We start from the raw sequence: 22,096 nt of genomic DNA on the forward strand, positions 1-22,096 counted from the left end.
ACATGAGTATCTTCGCCGTGCTCTACGAGTACACGGATGACGCCGAGGCGCGTGACCGGCATCGGGCGCCCCATCGGGCATTCCTCGCACCGCTTGTCGACGAGGGGGTGCTGATTTCGAGCGGCCCCACGGTGGAGGACGATCGCGTCGGCGCCCTGCTGCTGCTTCGCCAGCCCTCCGCCGAGGCTGTCGCCGAGTTGCTCAACGCAGACCCGTTCATCATCGAGGGCGTCGTCGCGAAGCGTCGGATCCTCGACTACACGGTCGTCTTCGGGTCCCTCGACGGCAAGTGACCGCAAGACTGCCCGCTCGACGTACGTTTGAGGCATGACGCAACAGCCCTGGACGTGCATCCTCTTCGACCTCGACGGCACGATCTCCGACTCGGCGCCCGGCATCACCTCCTCGCTCGGCTACATGTTCGAGAAGATGGGCCGCGAGGTTCCCGGGCCGGAGGAACTCCTCGCCTGGGTGGGCCCGCCCATCCTGGAGTCGTTCCGCGTGCGCGCAGGGATGGACGAGGTCGAGTCGGCCCAGGCACTCGCGATCTACCGCCAGCACTACCTCGAGAACAACGCACAGGGCAGCCCGATCTTCGAGGGCGTCCCCAAGGTGCTGCGCGCCATCCATACGGCGGGCATCCCGCTCGCGCTGGCAACATCGAAGCCTGAGTTCCCGGCATCCGTCATTCTCGACAACGGAAACCTCACGCAGTACTTCCGTGTCATCGCCGGGTCCTCGATCGACGAGATCCGCAGCGCCAAGAAGGATGTCATCGAGGAGGCGATGCGTCGTTTCGGCATGATCGGGGTCGACACGAGCCGACCCGTCATGGTGGGTGACCGCAAGCACGACGTCGAGGGCGCGGCGGCCCTTGGCATCCCGGCGATCTTCGTCGAGTGGGGCTACGGACCCGACGAGGAGCAGGATGGCGCGATCGGCGTCGTCTCGAAGCCCGCCGACCTGCACGGCCTGCTGCTGCCCTGAGCCCTCAGTTCAGCGTGCGAGTCGCTCCATGACCGCGCCGAAGACCCTCGGAGCCCTGACCGCCGTCGGCACGATGCCCGAGCGCAGGCCGGAGCTGCCGAGGCCGACGAGGCTGGCCGTGATGATGTTGACGGGGCGGGTCACGCGGTGCCACTCGCGCTCGTAGTCGCTCGGGCGGCCTCGGCGGATGGCGGCGATCGCCGCCCTCGCCTGCGCGAAGCCGACCCTCAGTCCCTCGGTCGTGAGTGCGTCGACATACCCGGATGCGTCGCCCGCGAGCAGCACACGGCCGGCGGTGCGCGCCGTCGTGCGCTGGGGGAAGGGCCCAGCCCCACGCGGCTCCGTGACGGCCTCAGCGTCACCGAGTTGCTCACCGAGAGCTGGAGTCGCACGCACTGCGGCGTTGTATCCGATGCCGCGCGGGCCAAGCACGGTGACGTCGACGAGGTCGGGACTGACGGGCACGACCGTGACCTCCGCGTCCGGTCCGTAGTGCACCTCGATGAGGTCGCTCCACGGTTCCACACGGAAGTGCCGGCGCACGCCGAACCGCTCAACGCGGCGGCGTGAGCTGTCAGTGAGGCCGGCAAGCCGCGCCGTCGCCGACCGGAGGCCGTCGCATCCGAGGAGCCATTTGGCGCGGATGGTCTCGCCGAGGTCGGTGAAGGCGGTGACGGCGTAGTCGTCCTGGGTCAGGCCCTGGAGCCTGCCGTAGCCGCGAACGATGCCGAGTTCCTCGGCGCGATTCGTGAGGAGTGCGTGAAGCACGGTGCGTCGCAGGCCGACCGCGACCCCGCGTTCGAATCTGTGCTCGACGCGCCAGGGGTCATCGTCGGGCCCCCCGTGGAAGGCGATCCCGCGGAGCGCCTGGCCCTGCGGTTCGACGCCGAGGCGCTGCAGCATGGGCAGGGCGCCGGGCAGCAGGCTTTCGCCGCAGGCCTTGTCGATCACGCCGATCCGCGGCTCAATCACCGCTACCGACATCCCTTCCAGGCGGGCCTCGATAGCCGCGGCGAGGCCCACTGGACCGCCACCCACTACGAGAACCTCACTCATCAGACCACCCCGGCTCCGAAGCCACGGCGGGCTCGAACGGTGGTGGGGCTGGACATGGGCAGACCGTAGCACGGGCCCCGCAAATAGAGAGGTGTGAGTTTGCTCAGCGGTATCGACCCGTGATCTGCGCGTACACTCGGAAGCGGTGAGTCGGGAAGTCTGGTCGACGCGTCCCTCACCAACCCTGCACACAGGAGAGCCATGTCACAAGGCCAGCACCGCACCCTCTTCGGCTTCGGTCGCTACAGCGAAGCCGTCCGCATCACCGAGATCCTCCGCAAGGAGACCGTCGGTGGTGCGATCCTCGTGGCGGCGGCGCTCGTCGCCATCGTGTGGGCGAACTCCCCCTGGGCGGATGCCTACTTCGCCCTGCGTGACTTCCGCATCGGCTATGCACCGTGGCACCTCGAGCTAAGTATCGGCCATTGGGCCTCCGACGGGCTGCTCGCAATCTTCTTCTTCCTCGTGGGCCTCGAGCTCAAGCGCGAGTTCGTCGCGGGCGACCTCCGCAAGCCCGTCACGGCCCTCGTGCCGGTCGCGGCTGCCATCGGCGGAGTCGTCGTGCCCGCCCTCATCTACGTTGGGATCAACTGGGGCAACCCGCTGGCCATGCGCGGCTGGGCCACCCCCACGGCGACCGATATCGCCTTCGCCGTCGCAGTGCTCGCGATCATCGGCTCGGGCCTCCCGACGGCGCTCCGCATCTTCCTGCTGACCCTTGCAGTCGTGGATGACCTCATCGCGATCGTCATCATCGCCGTCTTCTACACGACCGAGATCCAGCTCACCCCGCTCCTGATCGCCCTCGTGCCACTCGCGGTCTACGCGTTCCTTGCGCAGCGCTACCGCCACATCTTCGGGCGTCACCGTGCGAGCGCGTGGATCATCCTGCTCCCCATCGGCGTGGTCGTCTGGGCGCTCGTGCACGCCTCCGGCATCCACGCGACGATCGCTGGCGTCGTGCTGGGCTTCATGATTCCCGTGCTGCGCAAGAACACGAGCGACAACGGGCCCGGCCTCGCGGAGATCCTCGAGCACAGGGTGCGGCCGCTCTCGGCCGGCGTCGCGGTGCCGATCTTCGCCTTCTTCGCTGCCGGCGTCGCGATCGGCGGCTGGGAGGGCTTCAGCAATTCGCTCGGCGACACCATCACACTCGGCATCATCGCGGGCCTCGTGATCGGCAAGCCCATCGGAATCCTTGGCACCACCTGGCTGCTCTCCCGCCTCCGCGGCGTCAATCTCGACCCGACCCTGCGTTGGGTCGACCTTTTCGGCGTCTCGCTGCTCGCCGGCATCGGGTTCACGGTCTCGCTGCTCGTCGCGGAACTGAGTTTCGGCGCCGGTGTGCTCAACGACCACGCCAAGGTCGGCATCCTTTGCGCCTCCGTGCTGGCCGCCCTCATTGGCGCCGTCGTGCTCCGTTCGCGCAGCCGGCACTACAAGAGGCTCGCCGCGATGGAAAAGATTGACGAGGACGCCGACGGCATCCCGGATGTCTACCAGCAGCGAGGCGACAGCTGACCTCTCACCCTCCCAAGAGCACTTTCCTAACTCAGGAGTCTCGGGTCGCGACTGTCGTCTCTGACCATGACTCCTGAGTTAGGAGAGCGGCGTCAGCGGGGGCGGCGTGCGAGGTACTGGAGCGCGAACTCGTAGCCGAGCGTGCCGGCGCCCGCGATGACGGCGGATGCGACGTCCGACAGGTAGGAGTGGTGGCGGAACTTCTCGCGCGCGTGCACGTTCGTGATGTGCACCTCGACCATCGGCACCTCTGAGGCAACGACGGCGTCGCGGATCGCAACCGAGGTGTGCGTGTAGGCGCCCGCGTTGAGCACGATCCCGGCCGCGCGTCCCCTCGCCGAGTGGATCGCGTCGATGATCGCGCCCTCGTGGTTGTTCTGCATGAACTCGACCTGCACCCCCTCGGCTTCGGCCGCGCGGGTGACCCGCGCCGCGACATCCGCCAGCGTCTCGCGCCCGTACTTCTCGGGCTCGCGCGTGCCAAGCAGGTTCAGGTTCGGCCCGTTGATGACAAGGATGAGCGGCAGATCGGTGTGCGACATGCGCCCATTCTCGCAGCGTTCGCCCCGCAGCGCCCGTCCCCCGTCGCACATTCAAGGGGCACAGCGGATGCCCGCCCCGCCTAGTGTGGAAACGATGACTCACGGCGACCACCCCGAAGGCCCGCAGCCGCCAGCGCGATCACTGCTGCACAGGGTGACGGACCTCGTGCGCGGTTCGGGCGCCCCCACGCAGATCATCTCCATCATTCATCCGAGCACGGGGGTACCCGAACGCCAGGAGCGGGCGGTCATCGACTTCTGCCTGCGCGCGGGCGAGGCCATGCTCGCGATCGGGGCCTCGGCAGCGGATGTCGTCGCGATGCTCCTGCGCATCAGTGAGAGCTACGGCATCAACGGCATGCACGTCGACATCGCGTTCACCTCGATCACGGTGTCGGTGCACCGCGGCATGGATGACGAACCCACTTCGGTCATGCGCGTCGTGCGGGTGCGCACGACCGACTACACGCGACTGCAGAAGGTCTACCGGTTGATCTTCGAGATCACGGAGACAGACCAGCCCCTTGATGTCGAGGTGGCCCGTGCGCGCCTCGTCGCGATCCTCCACGCACCGCACCCCTACCGGCGCTGGGTCATGACGGCGGGGCAGGCGATCCTCGCGGGCGGAGTCGTCGTGATGTTCAACGTGAGCTTCGTGCTGATCCTCGTGGCTGCGGCATCCGCCGTCATCTCGAGTTGGCTCGCGAGGCGGCTCTCGAAGTGGGCGGTGCCGGCGTTCTTCTCGCAGATGGCGGTCGCCGCATTCACGACGTGGATCGCGGTGCTGTTCTTCTGGTTGCGCGAGATGGGCTTCGAGTTGCCGGGCGCGAATCACCCCACCGTCATTGTGATCTCCGGCATCATCATGCTGCTCTCGGGCATCGGCCTGACCTCGGCCGCGCGTGACGCGATCGACGGGTACTACGTGACGGCGTCGGCCCGCGGCCTCGAGGTCGTCATGTTGACGCTCGGCCTCGCGGTGGGGATCTCACTCACGCTGGGCTTGGCGTTGCGTATGGGCGTTCCCGTCTCGGTCGCGACCTCGCTCGGCCCCGAGATCGAACCGGTCCCCGGCATCATCGGCGCGTCGCTCATCGGCGTCGGCTTCGCGCTGACCTCCTACGTGCGACTGCTCTATGTGCCGCTCATGGCGGCGGCGGCCGGAATCGTGTTCGCCGTCTACGCGGTGCTCGCGCCAAGCATCCCGCAGCCGGGAATCGCACCGGCCTTCGCCGGCGTCGTCGCGGGAATCATCGGCTACCTCCTCTATCGCTGGGTCAAGATTCCGGAGTCGGCCATCACGATGGCGGGGATCATCGGGCTCATCCCGGGGCTCGCCCTCTACCGCGCCCTGTATTCCTTCATGGAGACCGAGTTCGGGGTCACGGCGTCGCTGCCCGAACTCGTCATCGCGCTCTCGACCGGTGTCGGACTGGCGGCCGGCACGACGATCGGCGGGTTCATGACCCGCAGCGCCTTCGGCCTCGACCGCGCGGCACGACTCGCCCTGCGTCGCTCGCGCGTCGTCCGCTGATCGAAAAGCTCTGTAAACGACAACAACCCCTGACCGCAGTGCTTGGCACTCGATCAGGGGTTGTCATGTTCCGTGGGTCATTTGCAAAACTCAGATCAGTCCCAGAACCCATATAGTCACTCGGGAGTCTAGACCGGTATTCGACAGCATTCTGCGCAATCCTCCAGCGATACAGCGATAATCCTCCACCTTCGACGCTTCGAGAGGACCTGGAATTGTGACCCACGGGTTGGATCTCGACCTCGGTGCCATCCGGGAAGACGAGCCTTCTGCCCTCGTGGTCACAGTCAAGCTCTACAGCCTGGTCAAGATCCTCAACGGCCAACGGCGTCAACTCCGCGCAGGGCTCTCTCGCTAGCGTGAGGAGGTCGTAGCTAGAGCCCCTGCACGGTACAACCCGCGACCATAGCGACCGACATACCCACTGCAATCAGTCCCGCTAAACGCAGTTGCAATCGCTTTTGAACCACATCGACCCCGATTCGCAGACTGAAGCCCGCTAAGGCGAATATAAGCCGCCCTAGGCTCCAAATCATGGTGGGGCCTCCGTTTGATCCCGGGCGACCTGCTCCACTTGACCTATTTGCGGAATCGGCAGCGCCTTCTATTGCGATGGCGTCTTCTACTGGCGTCGCATCAACTGGTGCCGTCGATGGTCAGCCATGGTTTGTGGCCCCAAAATTGTTCCAATGAGATTCCAGAGGAGGATGACCGCAACCGCGCAATAGGACGTCGCGATCCAGAGGTCAATTGCAGCGTGTAGCTCTTGTTGCGAGTGTTGAGTAGACCTGCCCGCTCGAATTTCCAAGATGGGTCGAAGCATGTACTCGAATGCCACCACTGCCGAGAGTATGAGCGCCCCTGAGGCAGCGCCCCCTTTCCACCATCGAGGCTTCCCTCTCCTGATGAGCGCTACCGAAGGATAGTGATGGAGCGTAGTTCCGGGCGTCCCATAGGCCATCCAACCGAATAGGCCCAGCACCACGATCTCGAACACAGAAATTGGGTCGCGCCCCACATCTCGATACGGCTCGGGCCATACGGCCATATTGAAGAAGAACGACGCAGTTGCGGTGGCGAGATACACGATCGGTGTTCCGATGACCGCGATGCGGCCAGCGCGGTCGCGGGCAGAAGGCGATCGAACACCATAGGGACGCTCATACGTCGGCAGGCGGGCCGCGCATCCTACGCAGAACTCTTCATCGATCTCAGAAGGCGTCCCGCAATCTGGACAAGGCAACATGAGTCCTGGTCCTGACATCCGAGACGCCCTCCGTCCTGATCACATACCGAGGTAGCGCATCATCCTGCCGCTAACACGACTGTTCGAAGAATAGATCAGACCCGACCATGCCGCCCAGTTGACGATGGTCGGCCCCAGCATCGTGAATACAGGAAGGACTGCGAGCCCAACCTCCACCACAGCCGGCAGCAGGGAGGGAGAAACCGCGGCCGCGATGAGTCCCACAGCAGCAGGAAGGACGGGAGCTGATATATTGGGCATCAGCGCAGCCTCGAGATCCGCGATCGCAGCTTCAGGCGAGTCTCCTGCAACTCGCGACTCGATGAGCTGCGGAACGAGCGAGCGCGCCGTGTCCGCGGTGAACCCAAGGCTCGTCAATTCGACCAGTGCAGCACCGTAGTCCCCAAGTGTTTCGAGGCGAAGAGTGAGATCCCGCGAAGTCGCGAGCGAGGGAGCCATGGAAAGGGCAGTCCCAAAATCGGACACAGCTCCCGCGAGATTCGTCGTCGACAAGAACTGGTTGTACGCGCTTCGGTCACTGTCGGTAATCCACGCGCTGTAGCGCGGAGCGCCGGAGTTGTGATTGCAAGAGCTTCCTACATGACTCGGCGACATGTCGATGTAGTGCGACAAGTACATGTACATCGTTTCTTCTGCCGCTGTACCCGCGTTCTGATCCCGGGCGGAGTTTATGGCGGCAATCTCAGCGGCGTATGCGGCGCGGCCACCTTGAGTGCAGGGAGTAGCGGGGGTGGGTGACAGGTTAGGGTCTTCTGCGTTCGAGAGCGCGATCGCAGCAACTTCCTCGAAGTACTCTCTGTCCTCTTCTGGCAAAGTGACGAAGTCACCTGCAGTGAGCCCAAACTGCTGCCACGTGCTGGCCGCAGCCGCGGCAGCGTCAATAAATTCACTGGTGCTGTTTGCTGTCGAACCTTGGTTCGTTTCACCGCTAGCTGCCTGAGAAGCAGAGGCGGGTTGCACAGTAGCGAGAGCTACGACTAATCCGATTCCAAACGCAGCACTTGCGTTGAATGCCTTACTCATTGCACCCTCCAGGAGTAAGTGATCAAACTTCTGGTCAAGACCCTATTGGGGCACTGCACTAAGTCGTCTACTCCCCCATTTGGGGGGCGATGAAAGGCTGGGCGACGGCGGATCACCATTGCGCCGAGCGGGTCTGAGAACAATCCCATTCGCCCAGTGGCGTCAGCACTACGGAATGCGCTCACTGGTAGAAGCCCCCAACATGCCCTCCGGGGGCGGGGCCTCCGCGGCGCCCGCAGCCCAAGGGCAACGACTCCTCTGACGCCGTGACGTGCCGCTCAAGTCTGAAGTATCTCTAGTGCAGCGGTTTGCGCGTGGGCTAAGTTTTCCACGGGACTTAGGTTGTGCCCGAGGCGTTGGGAATCCTAGATGTTGCCCGCCTGCACACTCATTTCACGAGGTTCGACACGGGGGAAGCCTGATGAAACGGTCAGTCATACCAGCAATAGCTGTTGCAGTTCTCGCGCTGACGTCCTGCGCAACCGCCCCAGAGGAAGCCCCGGATCCGTACTTCGCGTTTTCGAGTGTCGAATCGGCAGCTCAGTATGCCGAAGCAAAGGGCCACACGCAGCAGGCAGCTCTACTCGCAGACGGTGAAGCGACCGAGGAGGACTACAGAGCTGCAAATAGTCTCTTCCGAGGATGCTTGGAGGAGCTTGGCTACCGGTTCGGCCCGGATATCGCCGTAGATCCGATCAATGGGCTTCAGCTTCACAACACTTGGGAAGTGGTCCCGGAGGTGAACGTGGCGACGGAAGCGGAACATTGTCAAGATGCCTTCGACACGGTCGAGATGTCATACATCGGCACTCATGAAAAACGCATGGACGCCGCACTGCGGGCATCCGTCGAAATGTGCGCCTCATCGCACGGCATCGAAATTGGCGACGATGCGATGACGATCGATGCCATGTTGGAAGAAAGAGGGGACGACCAGCGCGCAACGATTGAGGGCTGCTTATTCTCCGAGACGGAACGTCTCTTCCCGGCCCTTGAGTTCGCCGGATATTAGGCTCATCTTCACCGTCTTCGCCTCCCCTGAGAATTCGATTCACGGACGTAGGTTCACGGTGTGATGCGTTGCCCAAAATCTCCTCCATACCGGTCCGCAACCTGCTAGGTTCGGCACCAGGGGGGGGTGACTTGCACTCTTCCTCATCTTATAGCGAGGGCTATAAAGTGAGACGCAGAAGTGTAATCAAGAGCTTGGTGGCGACCGCGGCTGCTCTGGCGATTGTCGCGGGATCACCGCTTGCGGCGAACGCGATCGGTACCAAGAGCGTGGGAAACTACACGGGCAAGTCGATGTATAGGGGACTGCTGAAGGTCTTGGTGACTCTTCGGGTTAGGCCGCGAGTGCGGCCGGTGTGGTCATGATGGTCTCGAATTCGATCGGCGTCAAACGGCCCAACGCTCGCTGTTTCCTGCGGCGGTGATAGGTCGCCTCGATCCAGGACACGATCGCCAGGCGGAGCTGCTGGCGAGTTGCCCATCGGTGCTGGTTCAGGAGGTTCTTCTGGAGTAGTGCGAAGAAGGACTCCATCGCGGCGTTGTCTCCGGCGGCACCGACCCGTCCCATCGATCCGGCGAGCCCGGCGGCGCTGAGTTCGTGAACGAAGCGCCGGGAACGAAACTGACTGCCGCGGTCCGAGTGAACGATCGTGCCGACCGGGCGGCGGCGTTGGATCGCCATCCGCAGCGCGTTCACCGCCAGTTGCGAGGTCATGGTGTCATCGATCGAGTAACCCACGATCCGGTTCGAGAACACGTCCTTGATCGCGCACAAATACACCTTTCCCTCGGCGGTCCAGTGCTCGGTGATGTCGGTCAACCACAGCTGGTTCGGTCCGGCCGCGGCGAAGCGGCGACGAACCAAGTCGTCATGGACCGGCGGGCCGGCCTTGCGGTTCTTGCCGCCCTTCTTCTTGGCGAACACGCTCCAGATTCGCTGCTGAGAGCACACCCGCCACACCCGCCGCTCCGAGACTTCAAAGCCGAGGTCGGCCAGCTCGTCGGCGATGAACCGATACCCAAACACCGGATCCTCCCGATGCACATCGATCGCCGCGTTGATCAGCTGGGCCTCATCCCAATCCCGATCCGCCACAGGCCTGCGCAACCATCGATAGAACGGTTGCTTGGCGATCTTCAACACCCGGCACGTCACCGCGACCGGCACCCTGATCGGGGCGCCGGTCGCGGCCAGCTCGCGGACGAGCGGGTAGATCATTTTGGGCTGCGCAGAACCCCTTGCGACAAATACGCCGCCGCCCGACGCAGCACCTCGTTCTCCTGCTCCAGCAAACGGATGCGCTTCTTCGCCTCTCGCAGCTCGGCATGTTCGGTCGAGCTCACCCCGGGCTTGACGCCGTCGTCGACCTCGGCGATCTTGACCCACCGCTGGACACAGGACTCGGAGATCCCGAAGTCCTTCGCGATCTGAGCAAACGAGGCCTCACGGCGCCTCGCGATCGCGACGACATCATCGCGGAACTCCTTCGGAAACGCTCTCGGCATGGCAAACATCCTTCCAGAGGCGAGCATCTCGCCCCAGATCAGGAGTCACCTAAACCTTCAGCAGTCCCCCCGACGCAACTCAGCGTTTTCGCGCTTGAGCTTCTTGATCTCCGCCTGCGCCTCGGTCGTCAGCCCGGGACGCTGCCCGGTGTCAACCTCGGCGCGGCGGCACCAGAGACGGATTGTCTCCGGTGAGCCGACGCCGAGCATCTTCGCGACCGCGCTCAGCGCGGCGTACTCGCTCGGATAGTCAGGGCGCACCTCGGCGACCATACGGACAGCGCGCTCACGAAGCTCGCGCGGATACTTGCTGGGTCGTGCCATGAGACAGATCCTTCCAAAGAACTCTGTCTCCGGACATGCCGGGGCGATTCAGCTCAAGCGAATTGTTTGTTGCGGGATGTTCCTCTTTTATTTGTTATGAGGGAAGCTAGTACTTGTTAGTCCCGACATTAACAAAGCAGTTAAGTGAAATTCTTATTTGCTGTCTGCACAGCTGCGCAGGCCCGAATTCAACCACTGACGCGTTGCTACGGGATAGGGCTTTGTGCCGCAAATCCTTCCCGCGCCAAACCCTCACCAACGGGCGAGGCCCTGAAAACCAAGAAGCCTCTGGGCCATCGCAACGTCTTCGAGGCGCATGATCACTTCGCCGCGGAGGACCCGCGCGAGACGCTCATACTTGAGTCCTGCGAGGTCGGCGAACTCGGACAGCGACGGATATCTCTGCGCAATGCGGGCTCGAACCTCAACAGCGCACTGGTGTTGAAAGCGCGAGGCAACCAGTTGATCGACTTCGCGGTCGTCGAACTCTTCCGTGCTCCTCCACCTGATATCCGCTCTCTTCCCGAAATCGAGCGGATCGAGAGTGAATGACCGGGGGCTATATCTGAAGTCGGCCATGCCCAGACCGTACCGATGTACGCGCTAAAAGCGCAAATTCAGGTCTAAAGGCAGTTTTGCGCTAAAAGCGCAGATGTCCCTCCGCATATCCGAGGGTATGCCCACCTTCTCACCGAACTCAGTCGACCCTGCCAGGCCACAGGTCCACGCCCAGACCCTGTTCCAGCTTGGCGATCGTCTCCAGGTCCGGCCACACCCGCCCCTGCAGGATCGCGACAATCGTCGTGTGCGCAACGCCAACGTCGCGTGCGGCAGCGCGGATGCTCTGGTCCCCGATAGCAGTCCTGACGTTTTCGGCGAAGCGGCGCGCAACCTCGGAGACAGGGTCTGCCGCCGTCACGTCGGGCCAATCCCTCGAACCGTCGCGCGGCTGCGGGCGCGACGGTCTGGACATGGTTCGAGAGTAGACGATGGTCGGACGGTGAGCGCATGACTCCGCTGGGCAGGGGTATTGAGCACAACAACCATGCTGGTTATAGTAATGAACAAAGTTCTGCTTGTGTGACTCATGTCATCGAGGACTACACGCCCATGTTGCCCAGACGATTCTGGAATGACGTGGCGGAGTTCACGCGGTCCGCCACCACAGACTTCGCGCCACGCACGGAGCGCGAAGCCCGCCGAGTCATGTCCGCTGTCGCAAGACTCGCCATCTGGACGACGGATGTGGCCTGCCTACCGCTGGAGCGGCACATCGTCTTCGATGGCCGACACATCGACCGCTACATTCTTCACGGCGCACCCACCAGCAACGACTACGGGCTGCGACGCCGACGCCTCCAACTGATGAATGTCGCCGCGGAGCTTCACGAGTTCGACGAGGCTCGACGCGACGCTGGGGCCACACCTCCCCGTCAGGTCTACGCCCCCTACACAGCTGCGGAGGTCGTGCGCTTCCGCAGCCAGGGCTCCACCCGCACCACGGTCCTCCGCCGCCACAACTGGATGGTGCTGATGGCTCTCGGAGCCGGGTGCGGCCTCACCACCCCTGAGATCTGCGGAGTCACCGTCACCGACATCAATACCGCGAGCGGGACGACCCGCGTCAGTGTGGGTGGCAAGCATGCACGAACCGTAGTCTGCCTTGCGGAATGGGAGGAGGAAATCGCCTCGCTCGTCACTTCGACGTTGGTGCGCGACTACCTCTTCGTAGCCTCGACGGGGCTGCCTCGCACCGCCATTCAGGTAAAAGGGTTCATCCACGACGCCGCCAACGGCCGGGAGAGATTCACCGTCGAACGCCTCCGCTCCACATGGATCGTCGGGCATCTTCAGCACGGCGTGCCACCAGTCGAACTCATCAACGCACTGGGCATGACCACGTTCGCGACACTCCAGCGATTCATCCCCTATATCGCGGGCCTCGACGAAGAAGAACGAACCATCCTGTTTCGGCGGGAGGTCCGCTCATGACCAAGGGCGCCCCCTCCCCCGGCATGCTGGACCGGTTGCGCGAATCTCTGCCGAGCCATCGTTTCAGCGGTGCGTCCAGCCGTATCAATCACAAGCAGATCGAATTCCTCGGCAGCCTCATTGATTCTGCCGGGATAGTGGACAAGATCGAGGAGTGGCAAGACCTCGATAGGAAAAAGCGCGGGCCTGGAGGGCGTCCCCGCGTGGCAAGCACTCGGACAGTGCTAATTCTTCTCCTCGTCTTGAGCACCGAGAACAATGCTCTGCTCGCCACGCGACTCGCAGTCGTCGCCGCGGAGCGACTGGGCGGGAAATCCAGACGCTATCTCGGAATCACAGCCGGTCGAACGCATCGACAGTGGTACTTTCCGCTGTGGCGAGCGCTGAAACGAACTATCGCGGCGATCGACCCTCAACCCGGACAACGCAGGAAGTTCCCCACACCGGAGGAAATCGAAGAGGTAATCCGACAGCGAGAAGCTGACGGAGCAGAGACGAAGCAGGAGCGGCTGGACTGGGTCTGCAACCAACTCATCGAGGCGACATTGCGGCTCATACCGACGGAGTTTCAGCAGAACTGGAACGGCGATGTCACCACTGACGCCACGGTCATCGCTGCGTACGGCAAGCGCGGGGCGCCCTGGGGATCCAAGCGCGGAGCTATTGAGTACGACGCGGGCTGGTACCTCCGCACTGCAAATCATGAGGTGCCCGAAGACCACAAGAAAGCAAAGAAGGCTGTATTTGGGTGGGACGTCACCCTCGCCATGCAGGCAAACTTTGAACCGGGGACGTCGCCCGGTCATCCGCTGATGATTGCCGGCATGGGGATGACTGTTCCGGGAAGAGACCTCATCGAAACCGGACGATGCATCCTGGAATCCATCGTCGAACGAGACCACCCGATTGGCCGCGCCGCCGGGGATCGAGGCTACGCCGCCAGTGCCAAACCGGAGGACTACCAGATCCCGCTGCGTCGCCTCGGCTACAAGATCTTCACCGACTACCGGGATGACCAACTCGGCAAGAAGGAAGGATACGCTGGCGCGATCCAAGTGGAAGGCGCGTTTTACTGTCCTTCCATGCCGAAGAAGCTCGTCGAGGCGACCATCGACTACCGCGCCGGAGTCATTGACCCGACCACGTGGCGGCTCAGGATCAAGGAGCGCCGCCAGTACATGCTGCGCGCGAAGGAAAAACCCGACGCCGCCGGCCGCGTGCCGATGATGTGCCCGGCCCGCGGCCCTGGCGCCACCGCAAACTGCCCTCTCGCCAGCGGAGGGTGCGGGAAAGCCGACGATGCGAAGACCACGATCTACAACCCACCAGCGGAGAACAAGCGAGACAGCATCTGCACCAACTCCTCTTCTGTGTCCTTCCCTATAGAAGCTGCAGCAAAGTTCATCCAAGAGGTCCCGTATGGATCCCCGGAGTGGTCGAAGGTCTATGCCACCGATCGCAACACCATTGAAGGGCAGAACGGGTTCCTCAAGGACGGTTCGAACGAAGCGATCGGCGACGGAACCAGAAGGCGAATCCGCGGGTACGCCGGCCAGTATCTTCTCATCGCGGTGCTCGTCGTCACAGGGAATCTGCGAAAGCTTCAAGCGTTCAGGGACGAGATGCTCGAAGGCAGCGAAGATCATCGACGGGTTCGGCAAGAGCGAAAGCTCGCCGCACGCGAGCGCCGACGAAACAAGAAGGACCGGATAGCGCCCTGGGACAACTTCGCACAAAGGCAACGAGCCGAGAGGGACGCTGTAGCAAGAGCCGCGGATCCTCCTGCCACCTAGCACTCCAGCCGCAGCAGCCGAGACCTTCCTCCGCAGAACCATGACAATCAAGTGAGCCCGAAAGCGCTCAAAGCGATGCTCGCAGAGCAGAATGCGACGCCAGAGCTGCGTGTTGAACCACTAACAACTCGCTAGACAGGAAAAAGGCCCCCGATCGCTCGGGGGCCTTTCAACTTCTTCGAGTTTTGCAAACAACCCTCCGTGCGCGAGGGGGGACTTGAACCCCCACGCCCTTGCGGGCACTGGCACCTGAAGCCAGCGCGTCTACCATTCCGCCACTCGCGCAGACTCAGCGAGATTACCACAGCGTGAGAGGCCTTCCCTGCGCGCTGCGGTCGTCACTCTGCGGTCTGAGGGGGTCATCCCGTGGGGGGACATCGCGTCCTGTTCCCGCGCTCATCAGGGCAATGCGGCTAACATCGTGTGTGCCATGGCGGCGCGATAGGCCGACAGCACGTGAGGGAAACCATTGGGACTTCTGGACAGCTTCGAGCGGGGGCTTGAGCGGGCCGTCAACGGCGCGTTCGCCAAGACCTTCAAGAGCGGCGTGCAGCCAGTCGACATCACGAGCGCCCTCAAGCGGGAACTCGACACCAATGCGGTCGTCGTCGCCCGCGATCGCATCCTGGTTCCCAACCGCTTCGTCGTGCGCCTCTCCCCGCCCGACCACGAGCGCATGACGTCGATCGGTCCGACCCTTCTCGACGAGCTGACTTCACTCGTGCAACAGCACGCATCCCGTCAGGCATACCAGTTCGCGGGCGGCGTCTCGATTCGACTCCAGGCCGACGCCGAGCTCAGCGAGGGAATCATCCGTATCGACTCGGAAAACGTCAAGGGCGATGTCACCTGGGTTCCCGTGCTCGACATCAATGGCAGGCGTCACGCCATCACGAAGGCACGCACCGTGATCGGTCGTGGCAGCGATGCCGACATCACAGTCGATGACAGCAGCATCTCCCGCAAACACGTCGAGATCCTGTGGGACGGCAAGCGCGGCCAGGTCAACGATCTCGGGTCCACGAACGGCTCAGAACTCAACGGCAAGCGCGTCTCGAAGGCGCCGCTGCCGACGGACTCAGTGATTTCCATTGGCAGAACCCGTATCGTTTTCCGAGTGCTCGCCCAGTCCGCAACGCTCGATGGCGCTTCGGATGCCCGGGGCGGGCCCTATGGCGACGAGCGACGGGGCGAGCGGTAGATGAGCGAACTGACACTCCTGCTCCTCAAGATGGGCTTCCTGCTCGTGCTCTGGGCGTTCATCTTCGCGATCGTCTACGCCTTGCGCTCCGACCTCTTCGGCGAGCGCGTGCGACGGATGCCTGCCCAGGCTGGCACTGCCGAGGCTCCCCCCTACGAGGCGCCCGTTGCGCAGGCCGCCGCGCCGCGCCCTGTCGCCGCTGGTTCGCCGGCGGGCGGCGCCTCTGGCGGGGCACGGCGCCTCGTCATCACGTCTGGCGCGAAGGCCGGCACGGAGTTGAGGCTCGACGACCAGCCGCTCACGATCGGGCGCTCCGGTGACAGCGGCCTTGTGATCCGTGATGACTACACGTCAACCCACCACGCTCGCCTCATGCTCTGGGGCGACGAGTGGGTCATCCAGGACCTCGATTCCACCAACGGCACCTTCCTCGACGGCAAGCGCGTGATGGCGCCGACACCCGTGCCCATCGGGGCGAGCGTCAAGATCGGCACGACGAGCTTCGAGCTGCGGCGGTAGGCGTGTCGACAACCGTCAAGAGCGCTGCGGTCTCGCACGTCGGCAAGATCCGGTCCAACAACCAGGACTCGGGCTATGCCGGCCGTCAGCTCTTCGTGGTCGCCGATGGCATGGGCGGTCACGCGGGCGGGGACATCGCATCCGCTATCGCCGTCAACCGCATCGCGGAGGCAGACCGGGTCTTCAACTCCGCCCATGACGCCGAGTTCGCGCTCCAGTCCGCGCTCATCGCGGCGAATTCGCTCATCGCCGAGACGGTTTTCGATCACCCCGAACTGACCGGCATGGGCACGACCGTGACGGCAATCCTGCGGGTCGGCCACCAGCTGGCCATCGCCCATATCGGCGACTCGCGCCTCTACCTCTACCGTGCCGGCGTGCTCGAGCAGGTCACGATCGACCACACCTTCGTGCAGCGGCTCGTCGACAGTGGGCGCATCACGGCGGAGGAAGCGGCCGTGCATCCCCGGCGTTCCGTGCTCATGCGCGTGCTGGGCGATGTCGAGGCGTCACCCGAGATCGACACGGCGATCGTCGAGACCGAACCGGGCGACCGCTGGGTGCTGTGTTCCGACGGGCTCAGCAGCTACGTCACGGAGGACAAGATCGCGGCGACGCTCAAGTCGCACCCCTCCCCCAAGGACGCCGCCGAGCGCCTCGTGCGGGAGAGCCTCGACCAGGGCGCGCCCGACAACGTCACGGTCGTCGTAGTCGACGTCGACCACACGCCCGACTCGGCGTCGAACCCGCCCGTCACGGTCGGCTCCGCCGCGCTTCCGCTCAGCTTCGAGTCGGATGCGGGCCGCAGACCCCTGCGTCTGCCCACCCTCCTCCTGCACCCCCTCAAGGCCGCGCCGGAGGACAGCCACTTTGAGCCCGAGTCCGATGAGTACCTGCAGGAGCTCATCGCGGAGGACCGGCGCCGCGCCATTCGTCGTCGCGCGACCTGGCTCGTCTCGGTCGGGCTCATCGTGGCACTGATCGTGACGGGCCTCGTCGTCGGCTACCGCTGGACGCAGACCCGCTACTACGTGGGCGCGAACGGCAACACGGTCGCAATCTTCAAGGGCGTGCAACAGGGCATCGGGCCGATCTCGCTCTCCGAGATCCATGCCGAGACGAGCATCCGCATCGACTCGCTCTCGGACTTCGAGCGTCGCCAGGTGCTCGACACGATCACCGCTCGCGACCTTGACGACGCCCGCGACATCATCGACAGGCTTGACCATGACGAGTGATACCGCCTCGGCCACGACCGACACCACGAGCATCCGCGTGAGGCTGCGCCAGCCGGCGCGCCTGCGCAACCTCGAGCTCATCCTCGTGCTCGTCGCCTGCGGCATCAACGGCGCCTCGATGGCGCTCGTGCAGCTGGGGGTCAACGGCGCGGTCGACACGAGCGTCATCCTCGTCGCCGGCGGCCTCGCCGTGCTCGTGCTGGCGATGCACCTGGTGCTGCGCATTACGGCACCGCAGGCAGACCCGTTCATCCTGCCGATCGTGACGCTGCTCAATGGCCTCGGTATCGCGCAGATCTACCGCATCGACCTTGCTGAGGGCTTCAGTGGCTGGGGCGCCGCGGGCGTTCGCCAGATTGCCTGGTCGGCGATCGCGATCCTTGCCGCCATCGGCGTCGTCATCGCGATTCGCAACCATCGCGTGCTGCAGCGCTACCGCTTCGTCTCGATGTTCACGGGCATCGTGCTCCTGCTGCTGCCCATGTTGCCGCTGCTGGGCCACGAGGTCTACGGCGCGCAGATCTGGATCAAGATCGGCGGCTTCACCTTCCAACCCGGCGAACTCGCCAAGATCGCCCTCGCCATCTTCTTCGCCGCCTACCTCGTTGAGAGCCGCGACAGCCTCTCGATGGTGGGCAAGAAGTTCCTCGGGATGCGGTTCCCGCGGGCACGCGACCTCGGGCCGATCCTCGTCATCTGGGCGGCCGCGATGGCGGTGCTCATCTTCCAGCGCGACCTCGGCACCTCGCTCCTCTACTTCGGCCTCTTCCTCGTCATGATCTATGTCGCGACGGGCCGGGCGAGTTGGATCCTCCTGGGGCTTGGGCTCTTCGTCGGCGGCGCCGTACTCGCCAGCCAGCTCCTCGGCTATGTGGGCGGCCGCTTCCGTGGCTGGCTCGACCCCTTCAACCAGGAGGTCTACGACGCGGTCGGCGGTAGCTGGCAGCTCGTGCAGGGCCTCTTCGGCATCGCCAACGGCGGGCTGATCGGAACGGGCCTCGGACAGGGCCGTCCCGACTTGGTGGCCCTCGCGCAGAGTGACTTCATCATCGCGAGCCTCACTGAGGAGCTCGGGCTCACGGGCCTCTTCGCGATCCTCGCGCTCTACCTGCTCTTCGTCTCGCGCGGCTTCCGCATCGGCTTCGCCGGACAGGACGACTTCGGCCGCCTGCTCGGCGTCGGCCTCGCCTTCGTGGTCGCGCTCCAGGTCTTCATCGTCGTGGGCGGGGTGACGCGGGTCATCCCGCTGACCGGACTGACGGCACCCTTCCTTGCTGCCGGTGGTTCCTCGCTCGTGGCCAACTGGATCATCGCGGCGATCCTGCTGCGCCTCTCCGACACGATTCGCAACCAAGCGAGATTGGTGGTGTGACGTGAACAGGGAACTCAAGCGGGTCAGCGCGGCGGTGCTGCTCATGTTCGTGGCACTCTTTGCCTCTGGCACGATCATCACGGTTTTCCAGGAGGAGAACCTGCGGGCCGACCCGCGAAACGTGCGCACGCTCTACGCCAGCTTCTCAGCCGAGCGAGGCCCGATCCTCGTTGACGGTGCACCCGTCGCTGAGTCCATCCCGGTCGACACCGACTTCAAGTTCCAGCGCGTTTACACCCAACCGCTGCTGTACTCGCACGTCACGGGGTACTACACGCTCAACCAGGGCACTGCGGGCATCGAGGGTGCATTGAACGACTACCTCACCGGCACGGCCAACGACCAGTTCTTCGACCAGCTGAGCTCGATCTTCACGGGCGCCTCCCCCAAGGGTGCCGCGGTCGAGCTCACGATCGACCCGGTCGTGCAGCAGGCTGCATGGGATGCGCTCGGCGACTACCGCGGAGCCGTCGTCGCGATCGACCCGGCAACGGGGGCGATCCTCGCGATGGTCTCGAAGCCGTCGTTCGACCCAAACCTCCTCGCGTCACATGACACGAGCGCCGTCATCTCGGCCTATGAGCAGCTCAGTGCCGACCCGACGAAGCCCCTCGACAATCGCGCGATCGGCGGTGACCTCTACCATCCCGGATCCGTCTTCAAGGTGCTCACGACGGCGGCCGCCCTCGACAGCGGCGCATACGAGCCCGACACCGCGATCCCGAACCCGCCGACGCTCAAGCTGCCGCAGAGCAACTCGATCATCTCCAACGCGGAGGGCGGCACGTGCGGCGGCGGCGAGACGGTGTCGCTTCGGGATGCCCTCCGGCTCTCCTGCAACATCCCCTTCGCCCAGATCGGCGCCTCCCTCGGCGAGAACGTGCTGGATGAGTACGCGGATGCCTTCGGTTTCGGCGACCGCATCCGGGTACCCATGCCGGCCACCCCAAGCATTTTCCCGGATGACATGGACGAGCCGCAGCTCATGCTGTCGTCGTTCGGGCAGGCGAGCGTGCGCACCACGCCCCTGCAGATCGCGATGGTGACGGCGGCTGTCGCCAACGGCGGCACACTCATGCAGCCGACGCTCGTCGAGCGGATCCTCGCACCCGACCTGACGGAACTCGTCGCGTTTGAGCCGAGCGTCTACAGCGAACCAATCAGTGCCGAGACGGCGGAGACGATGGTGCCGATGATGGTGGCGAACGTCGCCAACGGGGCTGCCAGTAATGCAAGAATGAACGGAGTCGACGTGGGCGGTAAAACCGGCACGGCACAGAACTCGGAGGGGTCACCAAACACCCTCTGGTTCACGGGGTTCGCTCCCGCGTCAGACCCACAGATTGCGATCGCGGTCGTGGTCGAGAATGGTTCCGGTTTCGGCAACCAGGTCGCCGCGCCGATCGCCAAGAAGGTATTTGAGGCGGTGCTGAGCAAATGAGACCCACGAGTGGCCTCACCTTCGGTGGTCGTTACCAGCTGACGAGCCGTGTCGCGATTGGCGGCATGGGCGAGGTCTGGCAGGCAACCGACCTCGTTATCGGTCGCACCGTCGCGATCAAGATCCTCAAGGATGAATACCTGGGCGACCCAGGATTCCTCGAGCGCTTCCGCGCCGAGGCACGGCACGCCGCCCTCGTCAACCACGAGGGCATCGCCAATGTCTTCGACTACGGCGAGGAAGACGGCAGCGCCTACCTCGTCATGGAGCTCGTGCCCGGCGAGGCGCTCTCGACGATCCTCGAGCGGGAACGCGTGCTCTCGACCGACCGCGTGCTCGATATTGTCGCGCAGACGGCATCCGCGCTCCATGCCGCCCACGCCGCGGGCCTCGTGCACCGCGACATCAAGCCGGGCAACCTGCTCATCACGCCAGACGGCCGCGTCAAGATCACCGACTTCGGCATCGCGCGCATCGCCGACCAGGTGCCGCTCACGGCAACGGGCCAGGTCATGGGCACCGTGCAGTACCTCTCGCCCGAACAGGCGAGCGGACATCCGGCCTCCCCCACGACCGACATCTACTCGCTCGGCATCGTCGCCTACGAGGCCCTCGCGGGCCGCCGCCCCTTCACGGGCGAATCGCAGGTCGCGATCGCGATGGCCCAGATCAATGAACAGCCGCCGGACCTTCCCGCGAACATCGCGGAGCCCGTGCGCAACCTCGTCTACTCGTGCATCGCGAAGAGCCCCGCGGAGCGTCCCGCATCCGCGGCACACCTAGCTCGGGCGTCCCAGGCGCTGCGGCGCGGGGATGTCGCGGGCGCGACGGCCGCGGTCCCCGCTGTCGGCGGCACGGCCGGATTCACGACCCTCATCACGCCCGGTGCAGCCGACACCTCGGCGGCGACCCGTGTGCTTCCCGCGGCGGGCGCCGGCACAGGTGCCGCGCCCCAGTCCCGCGCGGAAGCCGCTGCGCTCGACGAGGAAGAGAAGAAGCGCAATCCGTGGACCTGGCCGCTCATCGTGCTCGTCGGCGTGCTGCTCGTCGCCCTCATCGGCGTCATCGTCGCGATGGCGCTCTCCCCCGACGATGACCCCAAACCCTCGGAGTCGACCACGAGGTCCGCCAGCCCCCGCCCCTCGTCGGCGTCTCCCTCTCCATCCGACACGAAGGTACGGCTGACGGAGGCTGACCTCCTCGGCAAGACCGAGGCAGAAGCGCGCAGCATCCTCGAGGGGATGGGCCTCACCCCCGACATCACGCCGGGCGACTACGCGCCCGACCCCAATCAGGCGGGCCTCGTCTACCGGGTGAACCCGACGGGCAACCTCGACAAGGGTGCCGTCGTGACGGTCAAGGTCTACGCCGCCATCCCAGACCCGACCCCGCCCTCCGCCCCTACGGGGCCGGCAAGCAACGTCGAGGTGCTGCCCGGCCAGAATGTGAACATCACCTGGCCCAGCTACCAGGGCTGCCCTCCCGGCACGACCCACACGGCCTACCGCGTGACGGTCAACGGCGCGACGCACTCGGTCTCCAACCCGATCGCACCCTCGACGACCAACATCACACTCGTGTCTGACGCGCCGGGCACCGTGACGTTCTCGTACCACGCAGAGTGTTCCGGCATCCGCTCGCCCGAGTCTCCCCAGATCAGCTACATCGTGAGCCCTGAGAAGGAGATTCCGCCGACCCCCGGCAACGGCGAGGGCGAGGGCGGCGAGTAGCCCGCTCGTCGCCGCAGGGAGACGTCCATGCAGCGAATA

The 22,096-nt window shown here is 64.6% G+C and carries 19 protein-coding genes, 1 tRNA gene and 2 pseudogenes; 14 read left to right on the forward strand and 8 right to left on the reverse strand.

Annotated features, from left to right (window positions below; all coding sequences use genetic code 11):
- The first annotated feature begins 2 nt into the window (after positions 1-2).
- On the forward strand, positions 3-293 hold the full coding sequence (locus tag FVA74_RS13310; protein WP_147722950.1) for a YciI family protein: 291 nt from the start codon (positions 3-5) through the stop codon (positions 291-293).
- 34 nt (positions 294-327) lie between these two features.
- Complete coding sequence (locus FVA74_RS13315) at positions 328-987, forward strand: HAD hydrolase-like protein (RefSeq protein WP_147722951.1); 660 nt, start codon at positions 328-330, stop codon at positions 985-987.
- A gap of 9 nt (positions 988-996) precedes the next feature.
- Here FVA74_RS13315 and FVA74_RS13320 read toward each other — a convergent pair whose 3' ends face one another.
- Complete coding sequence (locus tag FVA74_RS13320; protein WP_187266505.1) at positions 997-2,043, reverse strand: NAD(P)/FAD-dependent oxidoreductase; 1,047 nt, start codon at positions 2,041-2,043, stop codon at positions 997-999.
- 201 nt (positions 2,044-2,244) lie between these two features.
- Between FVA74_RS13320 and nhaA the strand changes: the two genes are divergently transcribed.
- A complete protein-coding gene (nhaA, locus tag FVA74_RS13325) occupies positions 2,245-3,564 on the forward strand; it encodes a Na+/H+ antiporter NhaA (RefSeq protein ID WP_147722952.1) in 1,320 nt (439 codons plus the stop codon).
- A 92-nt stretch (positions 3,565-3,656) separates the two neighbouring features.
- On the opposite strand, the gene aroQ is transcribed toward nhaA, so the two are convergent.
- Positions 3,657-4,106: a type II 3-dehydroquinate dehydratase gene (gene aroQ / locus FVA74_RS13330; protein ID WP_147722953.1), complete on the reverse strand. Its 450-nt coding sequence runs from the start codon at positions 4,104-4,106 to the stop codon at positions 3,657-3,659.
- A gap of 94 nt (positions 4,107-4,200) precedes the next feature.
- Here aroQ and FVA74_RS13335 point away from each other — a divergent pair, with 94 nt between their 5' ends.
- Together FVA74_RS13335 and FVA74_RS13650 are read left to right on the forward strand one after the other, a co-directional pair.
- Positions 4,201-5,640, forward strand: a complete 1,440-nt coding sequence (locus FVA74_RS13335) for a threonine/serine exporter ThrE family protein (RefSeq protein WP_147722954.1) — start codon at positions 4,201-4,203, stop codon at positions 5,638-5,640.
- A gap of 217 nt (positions 5,641-5,857) precedes the next feature.
- The gene (locus FVA74_RS13650; protein WP_168220142.1) at positions 5,858-5,998 is read left to right on the forward strand and encodes a hypothetical protein; all 141 of its coding nucleotides are present in this window, start codon (positions 5,858-5,860) and stop codon (positions 5,996-5,998) included.
- 927 nt (positions 5,999-6,925) lie between these two features.
- Here the strand turns inward: FVA74_RS13650 and FVA74_RS13340 are convergent.
- Positions 6,926-7,930, reverse strand: coding sequence for a hypothetical protein (locus tag FVA74_RS13340; protein WP_147722955.1), 1,005 nt, complete (start codon positions 7,928-7,930; stop codon positions 6,926-6,928).
- Between the two features lie 421 nt (positions 7,931-8,351).
- Here FVA74_RS13340 and FVA74_RS13345 point away from each other — a divergent pair, with 421 nt between their 5' ends.
- Entirely contained in the window at positions 8,352-8,942 is a 591-nt protein-coding gene (locus FVA74_RS13345; protein ID WP_147722956.1) for a hypothetical protein, read from the forward strand.
- A gap of 333 nt (positions 8,943-9,275) precedes the next feature.
- Here the strand turns inward: FVA74_RS13345 and FVA74_RS13350 are convergent.
- The 4 genes and pseudogenes from FVA74_RS13350 to FVA74_RS13365 form a co-directional block, all read right to left on the reverse strand.
- A pseudogene (locus tag FVA74_RS13350) lies at positions 9,276-10,447 on the reverse strand (IS3 family transposase).
- A 63-nt stretch (positions 10,448-10,510) separates the two neighbouring features.
- Positions 10,511-10,771: pseudogene (locus FVA74_RS13355) on the reverse strand (transposase); the annotation flags it as partial.
- Between the two features lie 252 nt (positions 10,772-11,023).
- A complete protein-coding gene (locus FVA74_RS13360) occupies positions 11,024-11,350 on the reverse strand; it encodes a hypothetical protein (RefSeq protein WP_147722958.1) in 327 nt (108 codons plus the stop codon).
- A gap of 118 nt (positions 11,351-11,468) precedes the next feature.
- The gene (locus FVA74_RS13365; protein ID WP_147722959.1) at positions 11,469-11,744 is read right to left on the reverse strand and encodes a helix-turn-helix transcriptional regulator; all 276 of its coding nucleotides are present in this window, start codon (positions 11,742-11,744) and stop codon (positions 11,469-11,471) included.
- 35 nt (positions 11,745-11,779) lie between these two features.
- On the opposite strand from FVA74_RS13365, the gene FVA74_RS13370 reads away from it, so the two are divergent.
- Positions 11,780-12,763, forward strand: a complete 984-nt coding sequence (locus FVA74_RS13370; RefSeq protein WP_147722960.1) for a tyrosine-type recombinase/integrase — start codon at positions 11,780-11,782, stop codon at positions 12,761-12,763.
- On the forward strand, positions 12,760-14,556 hold the full coding sequence (locus tag FVA74_RS13375; RefSeq protein ID WP_147722961.1) for a hypothetical protein: 1,797 nt from the start codon (positions 12,760-12,762) through the stop codon (positions 14,554-14,556). Before FVA74_RS13370 ends, FVA74_RS13375 begins: the two co-directional genes overlap by 4 nt.
- A gap of 202 nt (positions 14,557-14,758) precedes the next feature.
- Here the strand turns inward: FVA74_RS13375 and FVA74_RS13380 are convergent.
- Positions 14,759-14,841: transfer RNA gene (locus FVA74_RS13380), tRNA-Leu, on the reverse strand.
- A gap of 184 nt (positions 14,842-15,025) precedes the next feature.
- Here FVA74_RS13380 and FVA74_RS13385 point away from each other — a divergent pair.
- The 6 genes from FVA74_RS13385 to FVA74_RS13410 are packed head-to-tail and all read left to right on the forward strand — an operon-like array spanning position 15,026 to position 22,057.
- On the forward strand, positions 15,026-15,757 hold the full coding sequence (locus tag FVA74_RS13385; RefSeq protein WP_147722962.1) for a DUF3662 and FHA domain-containing protein: 732 nt from the start codon (positions 15,026-15,028) through the stop codon (positions 15,755-15,757).
- Positions 15,758-16,276 (forward strand): FHA domain-containing protein, encoded by a 519-nt coding sequence (locus tag FVA74_RS13390; protein ID WP_147722963.1) that lies wholly within the window; start codon positions 15,758-15,760, stop codon positions 16,274-16,276.
- Between the two features lie 2 nt (positions 16,277-16,278).
- Positions 16,279-17,514: a Stp1/IreP family PP2C-type Ser/Thr phosphatase gene (locus tag FVA74_RS13395; protein ID WP_147722964.1), complete on the forward strand. Its 1,236-nt coding sequence runs from the start codon at positions 16,279-16,281 to the stop codon at positions 17,512-17,514.
- Positions 17,504-18,886 (forward strand): FtsW/RodA/SpoVE family cell cycle protein, encoded by a 1,383-nt coding sequence (locus FVA74_RS13400; protein WP_147722965.1) that lies wholly within the window; start codon positions 17,504-17,506, stop codon positions 18,884-18,886. The genes FVA74_RS13395 and FVA74_RS13400 overlap by 11 nt, the downstream gene beginning before the upstream one ends.
- A gap of 1 nt (position 18,887) precedes the next feature.
- Complete coding sequence (locus FVA74_RS13405; protein WP_147722966.1) at positions 18,888-20,327, forward strand: penicillin-binding protein 2; 1,440 nt, start codon at positions 18,888-18,890, stop codon at positions 20,325-20,327.
- Positions 20,324-22,057: a protein kinase gene (locus FVA74_RS13410; protein WP_147722967.1), complete on the forward strand. Its 1,734-nt coding sequence runs from the start codon at positions 20,324-20,326 to the stop codon at positions 22,055-22,057. Before FVA74_RS13405 ends, FVA74_RS13410 begins: the two co-directional genes overlap by 4 nt.
- Positions 22,058-22,096: the final 39 nt, after the last annotated feature.

Origin of the sequence: Salinibacterium sp. dk2585, from assembly GCF_008001035.1 — a bacterium.
Classification (GTDB): domain Bacteria; phylum Actinomycetota; class Actinomycetes; order Actinomycetales; family Microbacteriaceae; genus Homoserinimonas.